17 protein-coding genes and 2 pseudogenes are annotated in these 20,523 nt (G+C 61.5%); 7 read left to right on the top strand and 12 right to left on the bottom strand.

What is annotated here, in order from left to right; translation table 11 throughout:
* Window positions 1-13 precede the first annotated feature (13 nt).
* On the bottom strand, window positions 14-742 hold the full coding sequence (locus LT988_RS18150) for an oxygen-binding di-iron domain-containing protein (protein WP_232406929.1): 729 nt from the start codon (window positions 740-742) through the stop codon (window positions 14-16).
* Between the two features lie 501 nt (window positions 743-1,243).
* Here LT988_RS18150 and LT988_RS18145 point away from each other — a divergent pair.
* From LT988_RS18145 to LT988_RS18120, 6 genes are all read left to right on the top strand, one after another.
* Window positions 1,244-1,432, top strand: a complete 189-nt coding sequence (locus LT988_RS18145; RefSeq protein WP_232406928.1) for a hypothetical protein — start codon at window positions 1,244-1,246, stop codon at window positions 1,430-1,432.
* Window positions 1,433-1,631: 199 nt separating this feature from the next.
* Window positions 1,632-3,089, top strand: a complete 1,458-nt coding sequence (locus LT988_RS18140) for a mechanosensitive ion channel family protein (protein WP_232406927.1) — start codon at window positions 1,632-1,634, stop codon at window positions 3,087-3,089.
* Between the two features lie 685 nt (window positions 3,090-3,774).
* Window positions 3,775-4,989 carry an IS4 family transposase gene (locus LT988_RS18135; RefSeq protein WP_232406926.1) on the top strand — a complete coding sequence of 405 codons (1,215 nt, stop codon included), beginning with the start codon at window positions 3,775-3,777 and terminating at the stop codon, window positions 4,987-4,989.
* Between the two features lie 115 nt (window positions 4,990-5,104).
* Window positions 5,105-5,854: a hypothetical protein gene (locus tag LT988_RS18130; protein WP_232406925.1), complete on the top strand. Its 750-nt coding sequence runs from the start codon at window positions 5,105-5,107 to the stop codon at window positions 5,852-5,854.
* On the top strand, window positions 5,818-6,768 hold the full coding sequence (locus tag LT988_RS18125; protein ID WP_232406520.1) for an IS1595 family transposase: 951 nt from the start codon (window positions 5,818-5,820) through the stop codon (window positions 6,766-6,768). The genes LT988_RS18130 and LT988_RS18125 overlap by 37 nt, the downstream gene beginning before the upstream one ends.
* Window positions 6,769-6,787: 19 nt before the next feature.
* The gene (locus LT988_RS18120; RefSeq protein ID WP_232406924.1) at window positions 6,788-7,012 is read left to right on the top strand and encodes a hypothetical protein; all 225 of its coding nucleotides are present in this window, start codon (window positions 6,788-6,790) and stop codon (window positions 7,010-7,012) included.
* A 716-nt stretch (window positions 7,013-7,728) separates the two neighbouring features.
* Here LT988_RS18120 and LT988_RS18115 read toward each other — a convergent pair.
* Together LT988_RS18115 and LT988_RS18110 are read right to left on the bottom strand one after the other, a co-directional pair.
* Entirely contained in the window at window positions 7,729-9,474 is a 1,746-nt protein-coding gene (locus LT988_RS18115; RefSeq protein WP_232406923.1) for an HNH endonuclease, read from the bottom strand.
* Between the two features lie 290 nt (window positions 9,475-9,764).
* Window positions 9,765-9,968: a hypothetical protein gene (locus LT988_RS18110; protein ID WP_232406922.1), complete on the bottom strand. Its 204-nt coding sequence runs from the start codon at window positions 9,966-9,968 to the stop codon at window positions 9,765-9,767.
* Between the two features lie 84 nt (window positions 9,969-10,052).
* On the opposite strand from LT988_RS18110, the pseudogene LT988_RS18105 reads away from it, so the two are divergent.
* A pseudogene (locus tag LT988_RS18105) lies at window positions 10,053-11,441 on the top strand (IS1380-like element ISTro1 family transposase); the annotation flags it as partial.
* A 115-nt stretch (window positions 11,442-11,556) separates the two neighbouring features.
* Here the strand turns inward: LT988_RS18105 and LT988_RS18100 are convergent.
* The 9 genes and pseudogenes from LT988_RS18100 to LT988_RS18065 form a co-directional block, all read right to left on the bottom strand.
* On the bottom strand, window positions 11,557-12,969 hold the full coding sequence (locus tag LT988_RS18100; protein ID WP_232406921.1) for a class I SAM-dependent DNA methyltransferase: 1,413 nt from the start codon (window positions 12,967-12,969) through the stop codon (window positions 11,557-11,559).
* Window positions 12,970-13,047: 78 nt separating this feature from the next.
* Window positions 13,048-13,626: a Uma2 family endonuclease gene (locus LT988_RS18095; RefSeq protein ID WP_232406920.1), complete on the bottom strand. Its 579-nt coding sequence runs from the start codon at window positions 13,624-13,626 to the stop codon at window positions 13,048-13,050.
* A gap of 312 nt (window positions 13,627-13,938) precedes the next feature.
* Window positions 13,939-14,220 (bottom strand): annotated as a pseudogene (locus tag LT988_RS18090) (antitoxin).
* The gene (hsdR, locus tag LT988_RS18085; protein ID WP_232406919.1) at window positions 14,217-17,609 is read right to left on the bottom strand and encodes a type I restriction-modification system endonuclease; all 3,393 of its coding nucleotides are present in this window, start codon (window positions 17,607-17,609) and stop codon (window positions 14,217-14,219) included. The pseudogene LT988_RS18090 and the gene hsdR overlap by 4 nt, the downstream one beginning before the upstream one ends.
* A 22-nt stretch (window positions 17,610-17,631) precedes the next feature.
* Window positions 17,632-18,267, bottom strand: coding sequence for a 3'-5' exonuclease (locus LT988_RS18080; protein ID WP_232406918.1), 636 nt, complete (start codon window positions 18,265-18,267; stop codon window positions 17,632-17,634).
* 535 nt (window positions 18,268-18,802) lie between these two features.
* Entirely contained in the window at window positions 18,803-19,051 is a 249-nt protein-coding gene (locus LT988_RS18075) for a hypothetical protein (RefSeq protein ID WP_232406917.1), read from the bottom strand.
* Complete coding sequence (locus LT988_RS25610; RefSeq protein WP_408648014.1) at window positions 19,048-19,209, bottom strand: DUF6398 domain-containing protein; 162 nt, start codon at window positions 19,207-19,209, stop codon at window positions 19,048-19,050. Before LT988_RS25610 ends, LT988_RS18075 begins: the two co-directional genes overlap by 4 nt.
* Window positions 19,160-19,690 (bottom strand): ferritin-like domain-containing protein, encoded by a 531-nt coding sequence (locus LT988_RS18070; protein ID WP_232406916.1) that lies wholly within the window; start codon window positions 19,688-19,690, stop codon window positions 19,160-19,162. The genes LT988_RS25610 and LT988_RS18070 overlap by 50 nt, the downstream gene beginning before the upstream one ends.
* Window positions 19,687-20,523, bottom strand: coding sequence for a 2-oxoacid:ferredoxin oxidoreductase subunit beta (locus tag LT988_RS18065; protein ID WP_232406915.1), 837 nt, complete (start codon window positions 20,521-20,523; stop codon window positions 19,687-19,689). The genes LT988_RS18070 and LT988_RS18065 overlap by 4 nt, the downstream gene beginning before the upstream one ends.

The following is a 20,523-nucleotide window of genomic DNA, read 5'->3' as shown; positions in this document are numbered from 1 at the left end:
AACCGAGAACGCATCATGCCGAAAGCGCATCGGCAAGCGCGCGAAGCAATGCGGCCCCGTCGCCACGCCATGCGCTGCCGTGCATGCATGCGAGTGTTGCCGGGTTCGTCGAGGCGAGCTTGTCGAGCATGAGACGCGCGTTCTTCGTGTGCGAGAAGTAATCCATCTCATGGCGGAAAGCCTCGCTCGGCCCGAGAATGTCCGACTCGGTGACGGGCGGAAGCTGACTGCCGCCCTGCGTGAAGAGATCGCCGCAGAAGAGTGTCGAGGTTCGTTCTTCCATCAGAAAGCCGCACTCCCACGCATGCGGCAAATGGGGAGCGTCGAGCCAACGCACGATGTGTTTGCCCAGAGAGATCGCCTCTCCGTCGGCGAGCGCCCGGGGCTCCCGATCGGCAAGATCGCCGATGGATACCATGGCCGCAACGCTGCCGCACAGTGGCGAGGACTGCGGGGCGGAAGCAAGCCACTCGTTCAGCGAGCCGCACTCGTCGGCTTCCACGTGGGACAAGGCGATATAGCAAAGTCTCTCGACCGGCAAGACGCTGGCCACCGCTTCGCGCACCAGAGGAAACATCTTTCTCGGGCCGGTGTGAAAGAGGAGTGGCTCATCGTCCGCGATCAAGTACTGATTGAATGAAAATCCGACTGCACCCTCGATGACCACCGGCGTATTGATGCGATAGATTCCCTCGGCAACCTCATGGACGTTCGTCCCGGACTGGATGTTGGTCACGGTCATTGGACCCTCCTCGGCACCGCTTGAGTGATCGTTGCGTTCAATGGCCCCTCGCCCCACCTCCGAGCGCGGCGGCCGAACGGCCCACGCGGCTTGATGACCCGTTGGCGGTCGATTAGGGCGTCCCAAAATTTCGGAGGAGCCGGATGCGACGCCCGAGCTGCCCCGTCGATGGGCTAAGGTGATTTTCAGGAACAAGCATCCCAACCGCACATGTTTGGACGACATTCGGGGGATGTAGGGGCGAATGAATTCGCCCCTACACGCAGGTCGATCCTTTCTCGGAAATCACCTACGAAGCCATTTCGCCTCGTAAGCCGGCCCGACGAACATTCGACAACCCAAGCTTCCGAAGGCGCATCGAGTATAGACGAGTGCCGGGCCTCAAAGGCGCCGGTGGCTGATCATTGCGATCCGACGCAGCCGCACCGATCACCTCCTGTAACCGGCTGGAAGGGACGAGCGTTGGCCGGGGCGCAGCGGATTCAATCGTGACGGGAGAACATGATGAAAGGACCCGTCGATGCCAAGGAAAAGCCGGACCGCGGATGGGGATTGTTTAGCCTGGATACGCTGGTCAACATGGCCACCTCGGCGGGCCTGCACATCGAGCTGCATCTGCCTCACGCGGCCCAATCGGGATCCAGCGCGCCGTGGCGATCCAGACCGCGCTCGTCGCTTCCTGAAGGCTAGTCGTGCAACATCCTCCCGGCATCCTTCAACGAGAGGCATCGGGGTTTTGAGTAGGCCGGCCACTCCACGATGCTCCCTTCGCATTGTGTGATTTCAAGAATTGACCCCGCTTCCTCGCGAAGGTCTCCCGTATCGGACTCGGCGCCTGGATATGGGACGGCACGGACGAGGAAGCCTTCATCTGGTAGCGAGGTTCAGCATGCACAAAGGCGACGTTCCGCACGGATGGATTGCGCGCGGGCAATGGGTTCCGATGATCGGATACCGGCTCTTCGTTGTGGGTTTGATCTCGGCCTGCCTCCTGATCGCCGCTTCACCGCGAGCGGACGAGTTGACCGACTTGCTGACCGGCGAGAAAGAAGAGGCGGCAACCGCGAGCGATCAGGTGATCTCCGCTGGCACCTCCGAGAAGGACGACGCGAAGATCCGTCAGCGGCTGCAGAGCATTTACGCGGAGATCCAGGGACTGAAAGGGTTGTCGGTCAGGGTTTCCGGCGGAATCGTGTTCCTGAGCGGCGAAGTCGAATCGGCCGCGACGGAGACCATGGCGCTGACGTTCGCCCGTAAAGTCGAAGGCGTCGTGAAGGTCGAGAACGCCATCAGCGTCAACCGCGAGCTGCAACCACGGCTGCGGGCGATGTGGACCAAGAGCGTCAAGCTCGCGCAGCAGGTCTTGGTCGGTCTGCCACTGTTTCTGCTTGCACTCGTCATCCTGGCGCTCTTTTGGATCACCGGTCGATGGCTGGCGGCCCGTCAGGGGTTGTTCCGGCGCATCGCCCCAAATCACTTCATCGCCCACCTGCTCGGACAGCTCACGCATTTGTCGTTCGTGATCGCGGGGCTGGTGATGGCGCTGAGTCTGCTCGATGCAACCGCGTTGCTGGGTACCATACTCGGAGCGGCCGGGATCATCGGCTTGGCGGTCGGCTTCGCGGTGCGCGACACCGTCGAAAATTATATCGCCAGTATCCTGCTGAGCTTGCGCAACCCCTTCGAGGTCAACGATTTCGTCGATATCGACGGCCATCAAGGCAACGTGATCAAGCTGACCGCGCGCGCGACGATACTGCTGTCGCCGGATGGCAACCACGTTCGCATTCCGAACGCCATGGTGTTCAAGGCCGTGATCGTGAACTACACCCGCAATCGGGAGCGCCGCTTCGAATTCGACGTGGGTGTCGACACGGATCAAGATCTGCCCGCGGCGCAATCGCTGGCATTGAGCACACTGCTGGCGGTGACGGGCGTGTTGCAGGATCCAAAACCGCTCGTCGTCGTGCAATCGCTGGGCGATTCCAATGTGATCTTGCGCTGTTATGCGTGGATCGATCAGACGCAGGTCGACTTCCTGAAAGTCCGCAGCGAGGCGATCCGCGCGGTGAAATCGGCGTTCGACCGTGCCGGCATCGTGATGCCCGAGCCGATCTACAAGGTACGGCTGTTCGACGCCGGCGCGCTCGCCGCGGCGAGCGCCGATCGTGGCGCCGGGTTACACGCGGGGCGCCGGCCGGAGATGCGAGGCACCGCCGACGCCGTCGAGCCCGTTGCCACCGGGGACGTGTCCGTGGACCGCACGATCGAGGACAAGGTCAAGGCCAGCGGAGCCGACACCACCGCGGACAACCTGTTGAGCGCGGACGCCGCCCGCGAGCTCTAAAGACCGTGGACCAAGACCGACGGCATCAGCGATCAGCCCGTCTTCCCTATCGGACTAGGCACCCGGGCCATCGGCGGCTGGGTGTCGGGCGGCACGGACACGCGACCGACGCGCAACTGGAACCTCGCAACCGGCGTCCATCATTTAGTGTGCCGAACGGCTGGCGAAAGACGTGCCGGCCAATTGCGCGAGCATCGTGGTCACGTCTTGAAATTACGTATGCGTGATTTCGAGACGTGGCCCCATGTTCTGCACATGTACCACACGGCCCGGACCGCTCACGGAGCGAAGCCAGAAGTGCGCAATGGGTGACCCTACTGCCCCCTGGAAAGGCAAAAGGCAAGACCTGACCCCCTCCATGCGAGCCGCCGCCGCGCCCAGCCACTCCAGGAAGTACCGCCGATCTGCGTCGTCGAAGAATACCGCGGCCCGGTCGATCCCGCGCAGGATCACGTGCATCGGATAACCGGCGGCTACGATCCGGGCGCGTCTGGGCAGGGGAACGGGACCGGGCAGGGAAATAGGGGTACGCGAAGTCTAGCAGAAAAACGTGGTCTGTCCCTGAGGTATCCCCAAAATAATGTAGACTTTTTCAGTGCGTTAAATCGCATTCTTTGCACAGGATTGAACATGCACGAGAGGTCGTTGTCCCTGGAAAGCGACGAAACCCGCCAGGAGACCCCTCGTGCATGCAGGAACCATCTTACACCGCTGCCTCGATCCGTTGCTGCAGGCGATTCACCGCACACGTTTGGCGACACTTTTCGCCGCGGTGGCGGCCTGCGTGAGCGGGCCGGCGTTGTCGCTGACCGATGTGGGGCGGCGCTTCGGAGGCGCCGTCGGGCTGCGCCACAAGATCAAGCGCGCCGATCGCCTGCTCGGCAATCGGCATCTGCGCCGGGAGGCCAAATCGATCTATCGGGCCTTGTGCCGCGTGACGCTGGCGCGCGTACGCGAACCGCTGATCCTGATCGACTGGTCGGATCTGAAGGCCGACCAGTCGCTGCACTTGTTGCGCGCATCGCTGCCGGTGGGCGGACGCAGTCTGACCCTCTACGAGGAGGTGCACCCACAGAAGAAACTCAACAACGCGGCGGTGCACGCGCGCTTTCTGCGCCACCTGAGCACCCTGATGCCGCCGGGGGTGGCGCCGATCATCATCGCCGACGCGGGCTTCAAAGTTCCCTTCTATCGCGAGGTGCAAGCCCTGGGCTGGCGCTGGGTCGGACGGGTGCGCGGGCGCGACTTCGTGCGGCTGAAGTCGCGCTGGAGCAGCTGCAAGACGCTTTTCGCGCGTGCGACGGCCACCCCGACGGCGCTCGGCGAGGGCGAGTGGGTGCGCAGCAATCCGCTGCGCGCCGTCTTCGCCTTGGTGCGTCGACCGCCCAAGGGCCGTCGCGGCAAGACCACCTTCGGGCGGCGAGCGCGCTCCAAGGCCAGCACGCAAAACGCCCGCAGCGCCAAAGAGCCCTGGCTGCTGGTCGCCTCGACCCGCTTCGCCGAGTGGCCGGCCAAGCGGCTGGTGCGCCTCTACGCCCAGCGCATGCAAATCGAGCAAAGCTTTCGCGACATGAAGAACTTACACTTCGGAGAGGGCTTGGAGCGTAGCCGCTCGCGCGGCACAGAACGCTTTACGGTGTTGGTGCTGATCGCCTCGCTGGCCGCGTTCCTGCTCTGGCTGATCGGTACCGCGGCCGAGCGCGCCGGCATCCACCGCCGGCTGCATCCGGGCAACGGCAAGCGTCGCGTCTACTCGCGGATCTTCCTCGCGCGTCTGCTGCTCATCCTCGACAGTACCCGCGATGTGCTCGATGAGGTGCTCACGGCCATCGCGCCACCGGACCGATGGGTTGCGAGCGACCATGACGCCCTGCTCGCCGACGGGGTTTGTGGGGGATGAATTCGTGGGGATACCTCAGGGTCTGTCCCCGTTTTCCCCTCGGCCTTGCCAGGCCGCAACAAATGGTGACCCCTTTTGACCTACGGGATAATACTTCGGACTGGGAGGTGAACTGATGAACAATGAATACGTAAAACAAACTCTCGCATTCATCAAGAAAAGCGATCTGCCCCTTCTGTTTCCAGAGTTTAGGGAGGTCAAACTCTTGCCAGACGGAAAGTGGGAACAAAAAATCTTCAGCATTGCTCGAGTACGACTCAACGAAATCGCACGCAATCGGCTGCTAGTTCAGATGTTAATCTTCACATTAGTTGATAGCTTCATCGATCTGAAATATCCGACCCTGGATGGGTTGTCATTTAAGAAACGATATGACGGTCTGTCTTCAGGCAACGACAGCGAGGTCATTTTTCGGGAGACCTACAGGTTGCTAAAGCTCATGAGAAATGCGGCGATTCATTCCAGGAGTGGGATCTCAACGCTGAATAATGAACTGAGCATTATATACAATTTCCGGAGCACACAATACGAATTGCGATGCACTTCCGATGCCGTCATGTGGTTGTACTCTTTCGTGTTTTTATACATCAGTGTGGGCGGCGATCGTTCTACCTATCGAGATGCCATTTGGCGATCCTATTACGATAATATTAGTGCGGGCATCCGCATTATTTCAGACGAAGTCCAGAGTCCACTGGGTTCGGTCGCCGCTGGGCTGCGTTTGAAAGTCAACGTGAGACCTGATTACCAACGAGACTCCGCAGGCTCACGTTTTGAGCCACCGGCGGTCGCACACTGGTGCCGTGACCACCACCGGGAGTCTGCACCATGGCCAAGAACCTCATCCAGTTTCAGAAGGGTCTGAGTTTGCCTGACTTTCTTGCGCAGTACGGCACCGAGGAGCAGTGCGCCGACGCTCTGTTCGGCTGGCGCTGGCCGGCGGGCTTCGTCTGCCCTGAGTGCGGACATGCCGAGGACTTCACGGCGCTGCGCACGCGCGAGCTGATGCAGTGCAGGCACTGCCACCACCAGACCTCGTTGACCGCCGGGACGATCTTCGCCTACACCAAGCTGCCCCTGACCGTCTGGTTTCTCGCCATGTATCTTCTCACGCAACAGAAAAACGCCATCTCCGCGCTTGAACTCAAGCGCCATCTCGGGGTGTCCTACCCCACGGCCTGGAAGGTCAAGCACAAGCTCCTGCAGGTCATGCTCGAACGCGACGCCGATCGCCAACTGAGCGGGGTAATCGAGATCGACGACGTCTACTGGGGCGGCGAGGTTCATGGCGGCACCCCCGGACGCGGCTCGCCCAACAAGACCCCCTTCGTTGCCGCCGTGGCCAAGAACGACAAGGGCCACCCGATCGCGCTGCGCATGAGCGTGGTTGCAGGATTCCGCAAGACCGAGTTGGCGCACTGGGCCGCCAAATTCATTCATCCCGACAGCATCGTCGTCAGCGACGGCCTCGCCTGCTTTCGCGGAATCGCGGATGCCGGCATCGAGCACCAGGCCATGGTGACCGGCAGCGGCGCCGGCGGCGTCGAGTTGCCCGAGCGCAAGTGGGTCAACACCATCCTCGGCAACGTGAAGACCGCGATGAGGGGCACCTATCATAAGGCCAGCTCCCAACATCTGCCGCGCTACCTCGCGGAGTTCTGCTACCGGTTCAATCGCCGCTTCGACCTGGCGGCCATGCTGCCGCGCCTCGGCATTGCGGCCGCGCGAACCCCGCCCATGCCCTACCGTCTGCTCAAGTTGGCTGAGGCTCATTGGTAATCAGGACGTGAGATACACTGTGCAGAACCCGAGATATTGCGTCGGTGATTCCGGCGGTCTTTTATTCGAAAGATTCAACCCTGAGGGTGATTCTGAATCAAGGACCGGTGTCGACTACATCGTTGTAAAAGCGGGGCGTCAGTTCACCATCCCAGATGAGACTCTAGGAATTGGCGGCGAACTTTCGGCTGATGCGCTCGATGAATGGGAGAGTTTCGACCGCGGATATCCTATCTTTGAATAAGGGAAAACGGCCGGGCTCGACCGTTTTCGGGTCCATGCGTGCCGGGAATGGATCTTGAAATCACTTGGAGAGTGGCTCGACTCCGGTGCTGTCATGGAACTTATGTACCTTGCCACCCGGAATGCTCACCTGATCATCTCGACCAAGCAGAATGCTGCCAGGTTCAGGATCAGATCCTTCGAGCCGGGGACCAGGAAAGCTCTCCCGACAAGCTGATCTTCCTCGACACGGACTATGCACCGCTGAAGTCTCGTCTACATGACTTTTTCCCAGGGGCTGGGGACATTGAGGCGGTGGTCGACCCCGAGGTCAGGGCCAAGATGACCGGACCGCAGAAGCTGGCTCTGATCTTTGAGGAGACGGAGTTGGCTGTCTTGACGGAGAATTATGTAAACGAGGCGACTCCGGCAGGCCCCAGAAGATCCATACCGCCCAGCGCTTCCTTTGCGATGAAGCCTATCTACGCACCGTTTGAATTAGGGAGACGACGGAGAAACGGACTTGTCCGGGGAGGGCTGGGTGCTCCCGAGCCTTACCGTTTGAGGCCAAAGAAATGGAAGGTCGCCAAGTATTCAGGTCTCCATCGGTCCGAATTCCCTGTATTTCGTGCTTCTCTGCGACTGCCAAAATGATTCTAACGTTATTCTCGGTGATAGCCTCGGAACAACATGGGTTAGTTGGAAGTACGCTCTAAGAGACTGCACAATTTGAAGCCGTCAGCGTTCAACCGGCTTGGGCATTTGTTGGGCTAAAGCCTCTTGGCGTTCCCTAGCCCATTTGAGACAGTGAAGGTCAAGCCGATGTTCGCTGCGAATGCGAAGAGCCTGGTCATGCAAAGGATGCGAGGAGGCTAGAGAAGAAATACGGAAGGAATCTGGATCAATAGCCAGAATCGACAAGTCGAATTCTTTGTGATGCGTAGGGCATAGCACTAGCATGTTACCAACTACATCCGGACCGCTTTCGCTCAGGGGTCGGATATGGTGAACTTCAGAGCACCCGGTTTCGTTGGGGCCAACGATCTTATAGCCGCACGCCTGGCAGCTGTTGTCATAGAGGGCCTTTGTGAAGTCACGGGGTTCTCGATCACGGTCGAAGCGGACGACTTCTATGCGTTCGCGTTTCGGTTGGCAGTCAAGAATTTGTTCTGACCGCGAATAGCGTTTATGAAGGTTACGCCATACAACCCTGCTGAACGATTGCGGGACGAAGCCCCAAACGATACTCAAGATTTGCCTTACTTGGCCACGAAGCTTGTGAAGGGCGCAGTCGCGAAACGTAACACAAGCCCACGATACTTCCGAGAGTGAACGTCCACAAGCACCAAACATTTCGAGCTCAACTTCTTTCATTACCTCCGAACACATTTCTTGGAAGGATTGGTGGTCATGGTGATGCGAGAAATTTAGACTGAAGAACTTACCTGCGCCATGGCCGCTATCGAATCGTGCGACTTCGAAGAAACCTCCACCATCCTCGGAAATTTCAAACGTCGCACATGGATCACCAGGCGAATAAGAAAGATACCTCATCGTCTCAAGAAAAAGATCGTCAAAATTATCCAGCCAAGAAGGCGATCTGTCGCTCCCTTTTCCGTCCAATAGGTGAAGGAAGGAAAACAAGTCCCCCTCTTCTCGTTTCCTCAACACATGCCGAGTACTGGGTAACGAGGTTTGCTTCTTTAGCCCACGCACTTCGGTGTTAAAAACTAAAGCAGAATTATTTGGAAGCAAGAGAGCGGCTTCCCTACGTTCAACGCAAAAGGCTAGTTGGTATTGCTCTAAAGGCTCAACAAAAAAACTTGAAATAAGCCAGCGTGGGATAGTAAAACTCGCATCGGGAATTGCCGATCTCCCAAGCTCGAACTCGGCAACCGTCTCGTTTTCATTCGCCTGCCTCGCCCACAGAGTCATCTGACCGTCGCTCACCATCAGTCGAGCAGGTTCCGACCAATCTACCACGGCATCCAGCTGACGCGCTGTCTCCTTTATGATGTTTCCATCAATTGGCGGTAGCACAACCCAGCCTGAGGCGGCGAGCCATCCCAAAGAAAGAAGCCTCTTGAATTGATCGGGTTCGATAGAGTCTTGCGACCAAGTGCTATCTGCACTGCTTCTTCTGGGAACGGAGAGATAAATCTCCGGTTCTTTTCGGACCGTCAGTCGACGCCCAAATTCCGAGATGGCCATAGCTTGGCTCAATGGTATTCCTAAGTCACAGAGCCACCTCCAACCACTATCCAGACCCGCTACCCTAGTGGAGCGACGGTGAACAAGAAGCCCTGATCTTATTGCTAAAGTTACTATTAGTGACTCGCCGGTTTTTATAACAGTCGTCCGGAAATTGAGGCTTGTTAGGGTCTCGGTTCCAAGATGATCATTGGCGAGCAGCAAACTTTCTAGGTACCATATCTCGAACAGAGAACGTGGAAAAGTGAAGTCGCCGTTTTCGGTCATATTCATGAATGCACTCGTACAAAGATGCTTTCACCGTCTTTGCGCTAGTTGGCTGGGGAACCCCCTGGAGCGTCCAGCGACGCCCCCCGAAACAACTTAGCGGAGCTGTTTTTCAATCCACTTGCAGTAATAGTCTCTTCGATTTTCCTCGACAAAAGAGTCGCTTAGATCACCCGTCTTAACCCAGGGAATATCGCCACCGAAATAATCGGCAGTCTTCCGAGACGGAGTTCCGCCGCTTGACCAGATACCAAGATCACCTAGACGTGCCGTTATCCACCCCCTGGAAAGCTCCCTCACGCAGCCTCCTCCGGCACCAAAGCCACCGCCTCGGCCTCCTCCGTCAACCCCTCGATCTCCTCGAGCGCCGCGCGCAAATGCACGATGATGGCAGCAGCGATGTCGTCGGGATCGCTCAACCGCTCCTCGATGTCCTCGCTCTCGTCGCGCAACCAGGCGATATCGAGGTTATCGTTTCGTTCCTTGCCCGAATATTTCATAAAAAAGGGCGACTCTCGTTCAACCCATTGATAAAATGGCTGTTCCGCCAAGAACGCTTCGGAAGAAGCTAAACGAGGTCGCCCATGCCCGAGTCTACCCCGGAACAGCTGCGTTTTCCCCCGGTCGCCGGTTTCACGGTCCGCGGCGACTTCGACGGCGGCGCCATGTCGTCTGACTTTGGCCCCATGATTCTGCGCGGGGTTGATCGGCAGATCGGCCTGACCGAGCGGTTGAGCGCAGCGATCGATGATTGGCGCCATCCGTCCTACACCACCCATCCGATGCGTGAGCTGATCGCGCAACGGGTCTACCAGATCGCCTGTGCTTACGAAGACGGCAACGACGCCAATGCGCTGCGCCGTGATGCGCTGTTCAAGCTGGGGCTGGAGCGCAAGCCGCTGGATGCGACGACGGACCTGGCCAGCGGGCCGACCTTCTCGCGTTTGGAGAATGGGGTCGGCGCGCGCGACCTCTACCGCATGGCGCAGGCCTTCGTCGAGGCCTTCATCGCCAGCTACCCGAAGGCGCCGCAGGTGATCGTGCTCGATATGGACCACTCCGAAGACGCCACCCATGGCCAGCAGGAGTTCGCGTTCTACAATCATCACTACGGCAACCATTGCTACTTGCCGCTGTTTCTCTTCGAGGGCCTCTCGGGGAAGTTCATCACCGCGGTGCTGCGTCCCGGCAAGCGCCCCACCGGCGCCGAGAACGCGATGATCCTCAAGCGCGTGCTCAAGCGGCTGCGGGCCGCGTGGCCACGCACACGCATCATCCTGCGCGGCGACGGACACTTCTCCAACCCCGAGTTGATGGCCTTGGCGATGGCCGATCCGTTGACGGATTTCATCTTCGGCCTGGCGGGTAACCGGGCTCTCACGCCACGGGCCGAGCCGTTCTTGGCCGACGCCCGCAAGCTCCATGCGCTGCGCATCGAGAACGCCCGGCGCGCCGACGCCGACGTACCCGAGCGGACCCGCACCTACCACGAGGTTGACTACCGTGCCGGTTCCTGGCCCGGCGCGTGTCGGACCATCCTCAAAGCCGAGGTGACGGCGCGCGGCGACAACCTCCGCTTCGTCGTCACCTCCTTGGACTTGCCCAGTCCCGAGTGCGTCTACCGCGATCTGTACTGCGCGCGCGGCCAGGACGAGAACTTCATCAAAATGATCAAGAACGATCTGGCCAGCGATCGCACTTCCGACAGCACCTTCTTGGCCAATCAGATGCGCTTGTTCTTCTCCTGCGCCGCTTACGTCTTGCACCAAACGCTGCGCACCGAGGTCCTCGTCGGCACGGAACTGGCCAACGCCCAGCCTGCCACCGTGATCATCAAACTGTTCAAGCTCGCCGTGCGCGTGGTGCAGTACAAAGACCGCGTGCGCCTGCACCTGCCCTCGAGCTGTCCGGTCAAGACGCTGTTGCAGCAGGTCACCGAGAGGCTCTTCAACGCGCAGCCCGGGCGGCGCCCGCCTAGACGCACATACATCCCCGCACGGGGATTTCAGCACGCGCACGACGACTATGCCCACCTCGGGCAGGGCATCGTACGCCTGCGCGGCGACAAAACTACTCGTGCCCCGTTGATCAAGCCCGTTGCCGCTCGGTATTTCCACCATTCAACCCCCGCGGCGTCCCGGTCATCGCCCTCGGTGACGCCCAGCGCCGCGCAAATCCGCGAGGCCAGTGTCGGCTGTGTCGGTTTATGAAACATCCGGGCTTGATCTGCTCACGCGTGAAACAGCGAAACCGCCCGGTCTCGCCCTGATCGGTCCGCTCCGCCTTGCCGTAAGGATCATCGCCGAACGCGGCCTCGAACTCCGCGAAATCGGCCACGGTGAGCGGTCGTGTCTTCCCGAACGCGGGCATATTGGCCCGCAGGTCGTAAACCCAGACGGCGTTGGTGTTGGCCTTGTCGTTCTTCCCGCGCGTGAAGAAGAGCACATTGGTCTTCACGCCTTGCGCGTAGAAGATGCCGGTCGGCAGGCGCAGGACGGTATGCAGGTCGCACAACTCCATGAGCCAGGTCCTCAAGCGTCGTCCGGTGTTGTCCTCGAACAGGACGTTGTCGGGCACGACGACGGCGGCGCGTCCGCCGGGTTTCAACGCACGGACGATGTGCTCGACAAAGGCGAGCTGCTTGTTCGAGGTGTCGTTCGTGATCGAGAAATCGGAGCGGTTCGGCCTGCCCCCGCCCTTCTTGGTGCCGAAGGGCGGATTGGTCATGATGAGATCCGCCTTGCCGAGGGCCTCGCCGTCGGGCGAGAGGGTGTCGGCGCAGGCGACGCTGCTCTCGATGCCGTGCAGCATCAGGTTCATCAGGCAAAGCCGATGTGCGTCCGGAACCAGCTCGGCCCCTCGGTAGGCGAGATGGCGCTGAAAGAACGCCTGGTTCTCGGTCAGCTCGAACAGATCGTCGGTGCGCACCTTGATGTCGTGGTCGGCGGCGACGATGAAGCCCGCCGTCCCTGCCGCCGGGTCCTGGATCACCTCGCCGGGCTGCGGCTTCGTCAGACGGACGATGCAGTCGATCAGCGGGCGCGGCGTGAAATACTGCCCTGCACCGGATTTCTTCTCGGCGGCGTTCTTCTCGAGCAGACCCTCGTAGAGGTTACCGAGGCCCTCCTCGCGCGCCGAGAACCAGTCCAACTTGTCGATGGCCATGGTCAGGGACTTGAGGTTCGCGGGCTTGCGCAGCTTGGTGCCCGCGTCGGCGAAGATCGCGAGAATGGTGGGGTCCTGCGTCTTCTTGGTGTCGCCCAGATCCAGCAGGAGGCGGCGGTAGTATTCGAGCTGGTCGAGACCCTCCCGCTTCGACAATGCCTCCCAGCCGTATCCGTTCGGGATGCGGTCTTCATGCCCGGTCTCCTGCATCATCTTGAGGAAGAGCAGGAAGGTCAGCTCCGTGACGTATTCGTTGTAGGTCACCCCGTCGTCGCGCAGGATGTGGCAGAGGTTCCAGAGCTTGGCGACGATGTCGCGGGTTCGATTGTCGGTCATCGGGTTCATTGAAGCGGTTGCGGTGGAATTCCCTGGTCCGGGGTTCGGGGTTCGGGGCCAAATGCACGGTTCGCGAGGCTATCTCGAGAGCTCAACCTTGTCGTAGACCTCGGCCAGCGACAGCTCCGCGTCGACGACGCGCAGGGGGATGGATTCCGACGGGTCTTGATAGCTGCTTAGGCTCCAAGTCCCGTCCGGCTGGCGCAGGAACAGCTCGGCCTGGATGCGGTATTGCGACAACAGCAGGTAGGCCTGCAGGCTCGGCAGGTTGCGGTAGTGCCGGAACTTGTCGCCGCGATCATAGGCCTCGGAGGAGTCGGACAGGACCTCGACGATCAGGGTCGGATTGGTGACGACATCGCGCCGGTCGTCGTAGAACTGGCGCTCGCCGCAGATGACCATTACGTCCGGGTAGGCGGCGACGTCATCCGAGGCGATGCGGACCTTCATGTCGCTTGGGTAAACGCGGCAGGGTTTGTCTTTAAGCTGGTTGCGCAGCTCGGCGCCGACATTGAGCACGATCAGGTTGTGCTCTTCGGTGCCGCCGGCCATCCCGAAGACCTCACCGCCGACGTACTCACTGCGTTGGTCCGCGGCAACGCGCTCCATGGCGAGCCAGTCCTCGAACGAGAGACGCGGTTGAGGTGCAACAGACATCATGGCCTCCAATGGGTGCGGCGGATGGTTCCGCGTCGATTATAGCGACGCCGGGGGCGGGATGAAGTCGGCGTACCCGCAGGCGCGGCGCCTCGGGTGCGGCTCGCCATGCGCTCGGTCGGGGTGATAAGCGGTCATCCAGGGCGTGGGTTTGCCGAGCCGTGCGAGGCACAACGAAGCGTCGGCGCTGCTCCGGTTTTCTCGATTTTTCAAGACGAAGCTCGGAGGTAGGCCGGTTGGGCACGCCCGTCCACCGTCACAGTTCTTCTGCAAGCGCATCGTGCGGGCTTTGCCCAACCTACTCACTGCATTTTACTTGTTCGCCGATTTGTCGACCAATCGGCCATCGACGAACTTGTGCAGTACGCTGGATACCAGCGTTTGGCATGGGATTCCTTACCGCAACGCCCGAGCCTGTAACGCACGAAGATCCTTGGAGGAAAGGCGAATGCTGAGACGTGCGTCCTTCCTGCACGTGGCGTCCGCAATGGCTTGATGAGCCTTCATCTCGTCAACGGCACTTTTTGCCCTTTTGAGATTTCCGGACTCAAATGCCTCCAGAATTTCTTTTTCCTCGGAATCAAGTCTGCTCATCCTGCCTCGTCCCAAAGCGCCTCGTTCAGCTCGCCCAGAACGGCTTCGAGCTGGCCATCAAACACCTTGTTGAGACGGCTGAAGCCGCCATGCGCCTGGAAGGGCTCACGGTCGAGCGCCGAGCGGTCTACTACGATCTCGCGCTCGATCTGCTCGGCGATGCGCTTGAGCCATTTGCGCTGCGGATCGCTCCAGGGGTGTTTGGCGAGGATGCGCTGCATGGCGGCGCGGACCCGTTCCTCGAAGGGGATCAGCGCGTCTCCGAGGGCGGCCTGACGGACGAATCCGATGATCGAGGCGGCGATCTCTTCGTTCCTGGCATCCTGCCACGCCCGGCGCAGGTTGGCATCGGAATAACCCAGCTTGTCGAGCGCAAGGCGCAGCTCGCGAAGCTGGGCGCGGGTCAGCTCGCGCGGGCGCTGCACGACGACGGTCAGGGCGGCGATCTTGTTGACGTTGTTGCGGACGTAGCTGGTGAAGCCGTCGAGAAAATCCTCGGGTTTGTCGGCGGACCCGTAGCCGCGCACGACCTCGGCAATCCGATCATCGTGAGACGAGATCGGGATTCGGCGCGGCGCATACGCCTCCGGTTCCCAGTCGAGGATACGGCCAAGACCGGGCCTTGAAGCGATCCAGACGACGCTCGTATCGAGCGGCTGCTCCGCCAAGCGCTTCAGCGTCGCCTCGGGCGTTTCACCGGCATTCGCCTCGTACTGCTCGCGGGCCTCGCCGGAGAGCTTGCCGAGACGGCGACGCAGCTTGACCAGGATTTGGTCGCGGATCTCTTCGCGGTGCGCGTCCGTCTCGACCTTGGCGAGCTCCTCGAAGAGCTGCTCCAGGCCGATCGAGGGATTGACCACGACCGGGCGCATGTCGGTCAGGTTCTGGAGATGCGGATAGAGATCGACGGCGTCGAAGATGCGGAAGGTCTCCTTGCCGATCTCGTCGCAACGCCGGGTCGCCCGGCCTAGCATCTGCTCGTAGAGGATGCGGCTGTTGACGCGGCGCAGAAAGACGATGTTCGTGATCTTGGGGACATCGATCCCGGTGGTCAGCAGATCGACGGTGACGGCGATCTTCGGCAGGTCATCGTTGCGATAGGAGCGGATCAGGCCGCTGACCTGATCGACGCTGCCGGTGATCTTGCGGATGGCGGCGTCCTCGATCTCGCCGTAGCGCGCCTTGAACGCCTTCTTGAGCTGAGCGACGACGATGTCGGCATGGGCATCGGTTGCGGCAAAGACCAGGGTCTTGCCGGGCAGGTCCGGATCGATGTGCTTGGTCAGCTCCTCGGCTACGACCCTGTTGAAGTTGACCGTCACGACCTGCTTGTTGAAGGCCTCGACCTCGAAGTCGATCTGGTCCGGGACATGGGACAGGTCGATCTTGCCGGTCTTGGTATCGAGGAGCTCGATCCGCTCGCCCTTGCCGAAATGGATCCCGGCCTGCGAGAGGGCCGTGGTGATCTGGATCGGCGGCTCGTGGTCGATCAGGTAGCCGTCGACGACCGCCTCGCGGTAGGAGTAGGTGTAGACCGGATCGCCGAAGATCTGCACCGTATGCAGGGCGGGCGTCGCGGTCAGGCCGATCTTGACCGCGTCGAAGTGCTCCAGGACCCGGCGGTATTTGGAGATGTAGTCCGCCTCGCTGCGGAAGCTGAGCTCGCCGTCGGAGAGCTCGCGGTCGAGGAGATAGCCCCGGTGGCACTCGTCGATGACGATCAGATCGTACTGATCGATGGGCGGGACATCAGCAGGATCGGCGTTGTAGAGCACCCGGCGTACGAGGCCCTGAATGGTGCAGATGTGGACCTTGGTCTCAGGCTCTGGACCGGCGACGTCCAGGCCCTTGAGATCGAAGATGTCGGCGAAGGTCTTGATCCCGACCACCTTGGTGGATGAGAACTCACCGCCGGTCTGCTGTCCCAGGGCGCTGCGATCCACCACGAAGCAGACGCGGCGAAAGCGCTTGGCATTGAGCAGGCGAAAAAGCAGGGCGATGGCGAGCTTGGTCTTGCCCGTACCGGTGGCCATGGCGACCAGGAGGGATCGCAAGCCTTCGGCAATGCTCCGCTCGACCGCCTCGATCGCCTGCTGCTGATAGGGCCGCAAGGGGAAACCGAACACCATTGGCTGGGTCTTGAGGGCCGCTTGGGCGGCCTCGATGTCGATCTCCAACCGGGCCTTGAGCCCGTCGGGCGTCGGCCAGTCGTTCAGGGCGCGGCGGTGATGGGTGGCCTTGCGGGTATCGCGAAACCAGATGCCGCTCTCGGTCTCGATCTGCTTGAGATAGGGACGTCCGTTGGTCGCGAAGACGAAGGGGACCCGGTAGGCGTCCCAGGGACCCCCGCTCGCCTCCGCCTCGCCGTCCTTGAGGATGATGTCGCGTGCGTAGCGCTCGGACTGATCGACGGCGGCGGAGACGTTCTTGCGTTCGCGCTTCGCCTCCACCGTGCCGAGACAGGGTAAGCCATAGAAGAGCGCGTAGTCGGCCGGACCGCTCCCGGTCGGCCATTCGGCAATCGCCATCGCCCTGCCCTTGGCCGGACGCGCGCCCTGGCTGTAACGCAGGATCTTGGAATCGGCTTCCCAGCCTCGGATGCGCAGTTGCTCGTCGATGATGGCGCGCGTCGCGGCCTCGTCCAGATCGATCCCTTTGGCGGCTTGCTCGGCCTGTTGCTGTCGGCGAGTCTTCTGCTGCGGCGTGGCTTGGGCGGCGGCCGCCTGGAGGGCAAGCAGGTCGGCCAGCGCCGCGTTCTTCTGGTCCTCCGCGTCCTGCGCAATCGCGGCCCACAGCTCTCGTTCCTCGTCGATCCGGCGGGCGCGGGCCTCGGTGGTTTCATAAGCGACCCTCGCCGCCTCGACCGCTTCCCGCGCCTTCTCGGCCTCGCCGAGCAGTTGAGCCCGTTCGGCGCGCAGCTGCTCCAGCTCCTCCATGAGGGCTTCCGAAGCAGCCTGCGGTGCGCTGGGCGGCGCGAACGGGCCGGGCTTGAAACCGGCATCCTTTCCGAAGGTCCGGTGAAACCAGATCGCCAGTTGCCGGGCGATCTTGAGCGTCGTCAGGGCATCCCGGTGGTCGCCGTATCCATCGTGGGCCGCGCGGTTGCCGATAATCCGGACCTGGTGAAACAGGTCGAGGACCTCGGGAGGTACCGCCCGCTCGAACTTGAGACGACGCAACAGGTCCGATTGCAGCTCCTCCGGGGTCGCGAGAAGACCGCTCCGCGCGGCCACTTGGCGGGCCAATTCCTCGCCGAACTGGCGGAGCTTGATCAGGCAGGTTGAGGGATCATCGGCGAAATAGCGCTCCGCCAGGGCGCCGAGGCGATCAAGCTGTTGCCCGTAGGCCCGCAGATATCCGAAGTTCCGTGATACGCACTCTGTCGGCATCAAGACACCCCTGTCGCAACGCTCATCCGCTTGCCGCTGCCGACGCGCCGGCTCCGCCGTAACGCGCAATGCAGCTTTCAAGCTGCGTCTTCGCCGTCCGCTGAATCCGCCCGAGCAGGTCGTGCTTAACCTCCGTGAGTCCGAACCGATCCATCAAGGCCCACTCCAGATAGAGCGTCAGATGCGCGGCGATCTCGGCATCGGCCTGTGCCCGGTGATAGCGGCCGGTGACCGGTAACCGGGCGTATTCGACCAGGGTACCGAGCTTGTGATTGGGTGCTTGGGGCAAGACGCGACGGGAGACCAACATCGAGCAGGCGAAGGCCTGCGGGGTCCTGCGCCCGATGCGCGCCAGCTCGGCATCCCAGAATTTGCGGTCGAACGAGGCGTTGTGGGCGACCAGGGGATAGTCGCCGACGAAGTCCGCGACCTCGGCCATGACCTGGCCGGCCGGCGGTGCCTCGCGCACCATGGCGTTGCTGATCCCGGTGAGGTGCTCGATAAAGGACGGGATGCGCACACCGGCATTCATCAGGCTCTGGTAGTGATCGGCGATGCGCCCGTCGCGGATCAAGACGGCCGCGATCTCGGTCGCACGATCACCCATGCCCGGAGAGAGACCGGTGGTCTCGAAGTCAATCACGACAACCGGATCCATTCCTCTTCGTCTCCTCGTCGCCGCTGAAGCCCTTGCTGGTCAAAGTTGCCGATCTGTTCCGTGGCATGGCGAAGGCGTCTCGCCCGGCACGCGCGCATCCAATGGTGCACGACTGCCGTGCACGCTTCCCAAACCCTGTCGCGAGCATAGCATTGTCGGTCGTACCCCACCCATGACGATCCCTGACCGCCGGCAAGAACTCGACCCCGCAGGCCGTAAGGGCAGCGGAAGAGGACGACTGCAAGTCGTCGATCCCGGCGTGCTGTCGATTCGCGACGATCGCCCTCGTCGCGCCTTGCCGGACACGGAGCGGGACGCACCCCAGGAGCCGCTCAACTGCCGGATCTCGTTAAGTCGACCGATGGTCGATGCCGGGAACGGGCTTGCCGGTCTGTGGGGCGTTGCTCATATTCCAGGCCGTAGGGTGAACGAGCGAGAGCGAAGTCCACCGAACTCCGCGCCGGCGGTGGTGGACTGCGTCGCGCTTGTCCCTACGGCTACGATCAGCGCGAGGCGGTCTTCGATCACGGATGGCTTATGGCAGATCGGGGATCAACCCGAGCCGCAATGTCTCTTCTCGAATCTCGCGAGGGGCCTTTCCGGCGTCGAGGATGAAGCCGTTCAACTGGATCATCCAGGCCCGCGGGTTGTCGGCAAGGCGGCTGGGAAGTGTCCAATTTGGATCGCCTGGGTGTGAGCTGAGCCGTTTAAGGATCGCGCTCGATTGCGTCGAGCCCGTGCGCTTACTGACGCCGAAGGGTGAGGACAGCTCGTCGGCAGTCATGGTCGGGGCTGGCTTTGGTCGAACAGAACGTTGAGGCGTCCAGCCGAGTAAACGACCCGGCAGGCCCAGGTGTTCAGTTCGCCCGTGGCAAGCGGCGAGGGTCGGGCTTCAGCCCTGTAGATTCGGCGGATCCAGATCCTCGGGCATCCGGGTTGCAACCAGGCGCTCGCGTTCGACCCAAGTGGTGACCAGCTCGACGTGCTCGTTCTCTTCGGCGGCCATCTCGGCAGCGAGGGCGCGAACCTTCGGCTCCGGTGAATCGGTCGCGACGAAGGCGTAGAAGTCGCGGCCGCGGATCTCGTTGTACAGCGCCAGCTCGAAGGCTTGGAGCGGCGTCATCAGATAGTTCACGTCGAAGTCGTCGCAATCGACCTCGGGGCTGCCGGGACAGGCCCATTTGAAGTCCCAGGGGGCGATCTCCGGGAGCCGGATTCCTTCCGCACGGGCGGTCACCTCCGAGGCGTGTGCTTCGCTCATGTCTGCAAGGAGTCGGAAGACGGCGGCGACCGTGTGGTTATGGTGCAGGCTCATGGTCTCGGCGAGCTGGCGGTAACGCTCGGCCGATTCGTGCTCGAGCTCGAGGGCGTGCACCAGAAACTCGGCGACGGACTCGATGCGCTGATTCGAAGGGGTGCTCATAGCGCAAACTCCCGCTCCAGATCCGCCGGGGTCGCAGTCGCCTGGTTTTGCGGCTGCCAGACCGGGAGCCGCCGGGCATAGAACAGGCCTAGCGCCATACCGTCGTCGGCCTGGATAGAGCGCGCGGCCTCGACGGAATCGGCGGTGGGCGCCATGTCGACGGGGTGAACCAGATGCTTCCACTCCTTTTGCTCCGGGCGAAAAGTCTGGCAGGGACTCAAGACCTGCAGGAAAGCGAATCCGGGATGCTCGATCGCCTCGACCAACAGCTTGGTCAATCCGTTGGGATCGCCCGCGAAGCCTCGGGCGATAAAGCTCGCGCCGGCCGCAAGCGCAATCGCGGTGGGCAGGAAGGGCCGCATGCCGGTGCCGTGCGGCGTGAGCTTGCTCTTGGCCCAATCCGGCTGCGTGGTCGGCGAGGCCTGACCCTTGGTCATGCCGTAGACCTCGTTGTCCATCACGATATAGGTCAGGTCCATATTGCGTCGACAGGCGTGCAGGAAGTGGTTGCCCCCGATCGAAAAGCCGTCGCCGTCGCCGCCGGTTACGATGACGGTGAGATCAGGCCGAGCCGCCTTAAGCCCGGAGGCAAGCGGCAACGCACGGCCGTGAATCCCGTGGAAGCCGAAGGCGTCGACATAGGCCGGCAGTCGGGAAGAGCAGCCGATGCCCGAAATCATGGCGACGCGCTCCTTGGCGAGCTTCAGATGCGCGAGTGCCTTGGTGACGGCGGAAAGGACGGCGAAATGTCCGCAGCCGGGGCACCAAACGGGTGCAACCTCGGACTTGTAGTCCTTGGCTCGGAGGGTCGGGGTGATGCTGGCGGCATCCAT

This window comes from Thiocapsa bogorovii (genome assembly GCF_021228795.1).
In the GTDB taxonomy this organism is placed as follows: domain Bacteria; phylum Pseudomonadota; class Gammaproteobacteria; order Chromatiales; family Chromatiaceae; genus Thiocapsa; species Thiocapsa bogorovii.
Note: the sequence above shows the minus strand (reverse complement) of the source record. Positions and strands in the feature narration are given on the sequence as shown.

Coding starts and splice junctions, on each gene's coding strand:
- LT988_RS18080 (WP_232406918.1), bottom strand. CDS start 18,267: ATGGATCCGGTTGTCGTGATTGACTTCGAGACCACCGGTCTCTCTCCG.
- LT988_RS18070 (WP_232406916.1), bottom strand. CDS start 19,690: ATGAGCACCCCTTCGAATCAGCGCATCGAGTCCGTCGCCGAGTTTCTG.
- hsdR (WP_232406919.1), bottom strand. CDS start 17,609: ATGCCGACAGAGTGCGTATCACGGAACTTCGGATATCTGCGGGCCTAC.
- LT988_RS18075 (WP_232406917.1), bottom strand. CDS start 19,051: ATGACTGCCGACGAGCTGTCCTCACCCTTCGGCGTCAGTAAGCGCACG.
- LT988_RS18150 (WP_232406929.1), bottom strand. CDS start 742: ATGACCGTGACCAACATCCAGTCCGGGACGAACGTCCATGAGGTTGCC.
- LT988_RS18100 (WP_232406921.1), bottom strand. CDS start 12,969: ATGACCGACAATCGAACCCGCGACATCGTCGCCAAGCTCTGGAACCTC.
- LT988_RS18065 (WP_232406915.1), bottom strand. CDS start 20,523: ATGGATGCCGCCAGCATCACCCCGACCCTCCGAGCCAAGGACTACAAG.
- LT988_RS18130 (WP_232406925.1), top strand. CDS start 5,105: ATGAACAATGAATACGTAAAACAAACTCTCGCATTCATCAAGAAAAGC.
- LT988_RS18145 (WP_232406928.1), top strand. CDS start 1,244: ATGATGAAAGGACCCGTCGATGCCAAGGAAAAGCCGGACCGCGGATGG.
- LT988_RS18140 (WP_232406927.1), top strand. CDS start 1,632: ATGCACAAAGGCGACGTTCCGCACGGATGGATTGCGCGCGGGCAATGG.
- LT988_RS18115 (WP_232406923.1), bottom strand. CDS start 9,474: ATGAATATGACCGAAAACGGCGACTTCACTTTTCCACGTTCTCTGTTC.
- LT988_RS18110 (WP_232406922.1), bottom strand. CDS start 9,968: ATGAAATATTCGGGCAAGGAACGAAACGATAACCTCGATATCGCCTGG.
- LT988_RS18095 (WP_232406920.1), bottom strand. CDS start 13,626: ATGTCTGTTGCACCTCAACCGCGTCTCTCGTTCGAGGACTGGCTCGCC.
- LT988_RS18125 (WP_232406520.1), top strand. CDS start 5,818: ATGGCCAAGAACCTCATCCAGTTTCAGAAGGGTCTGAGTTTGCCTGAC.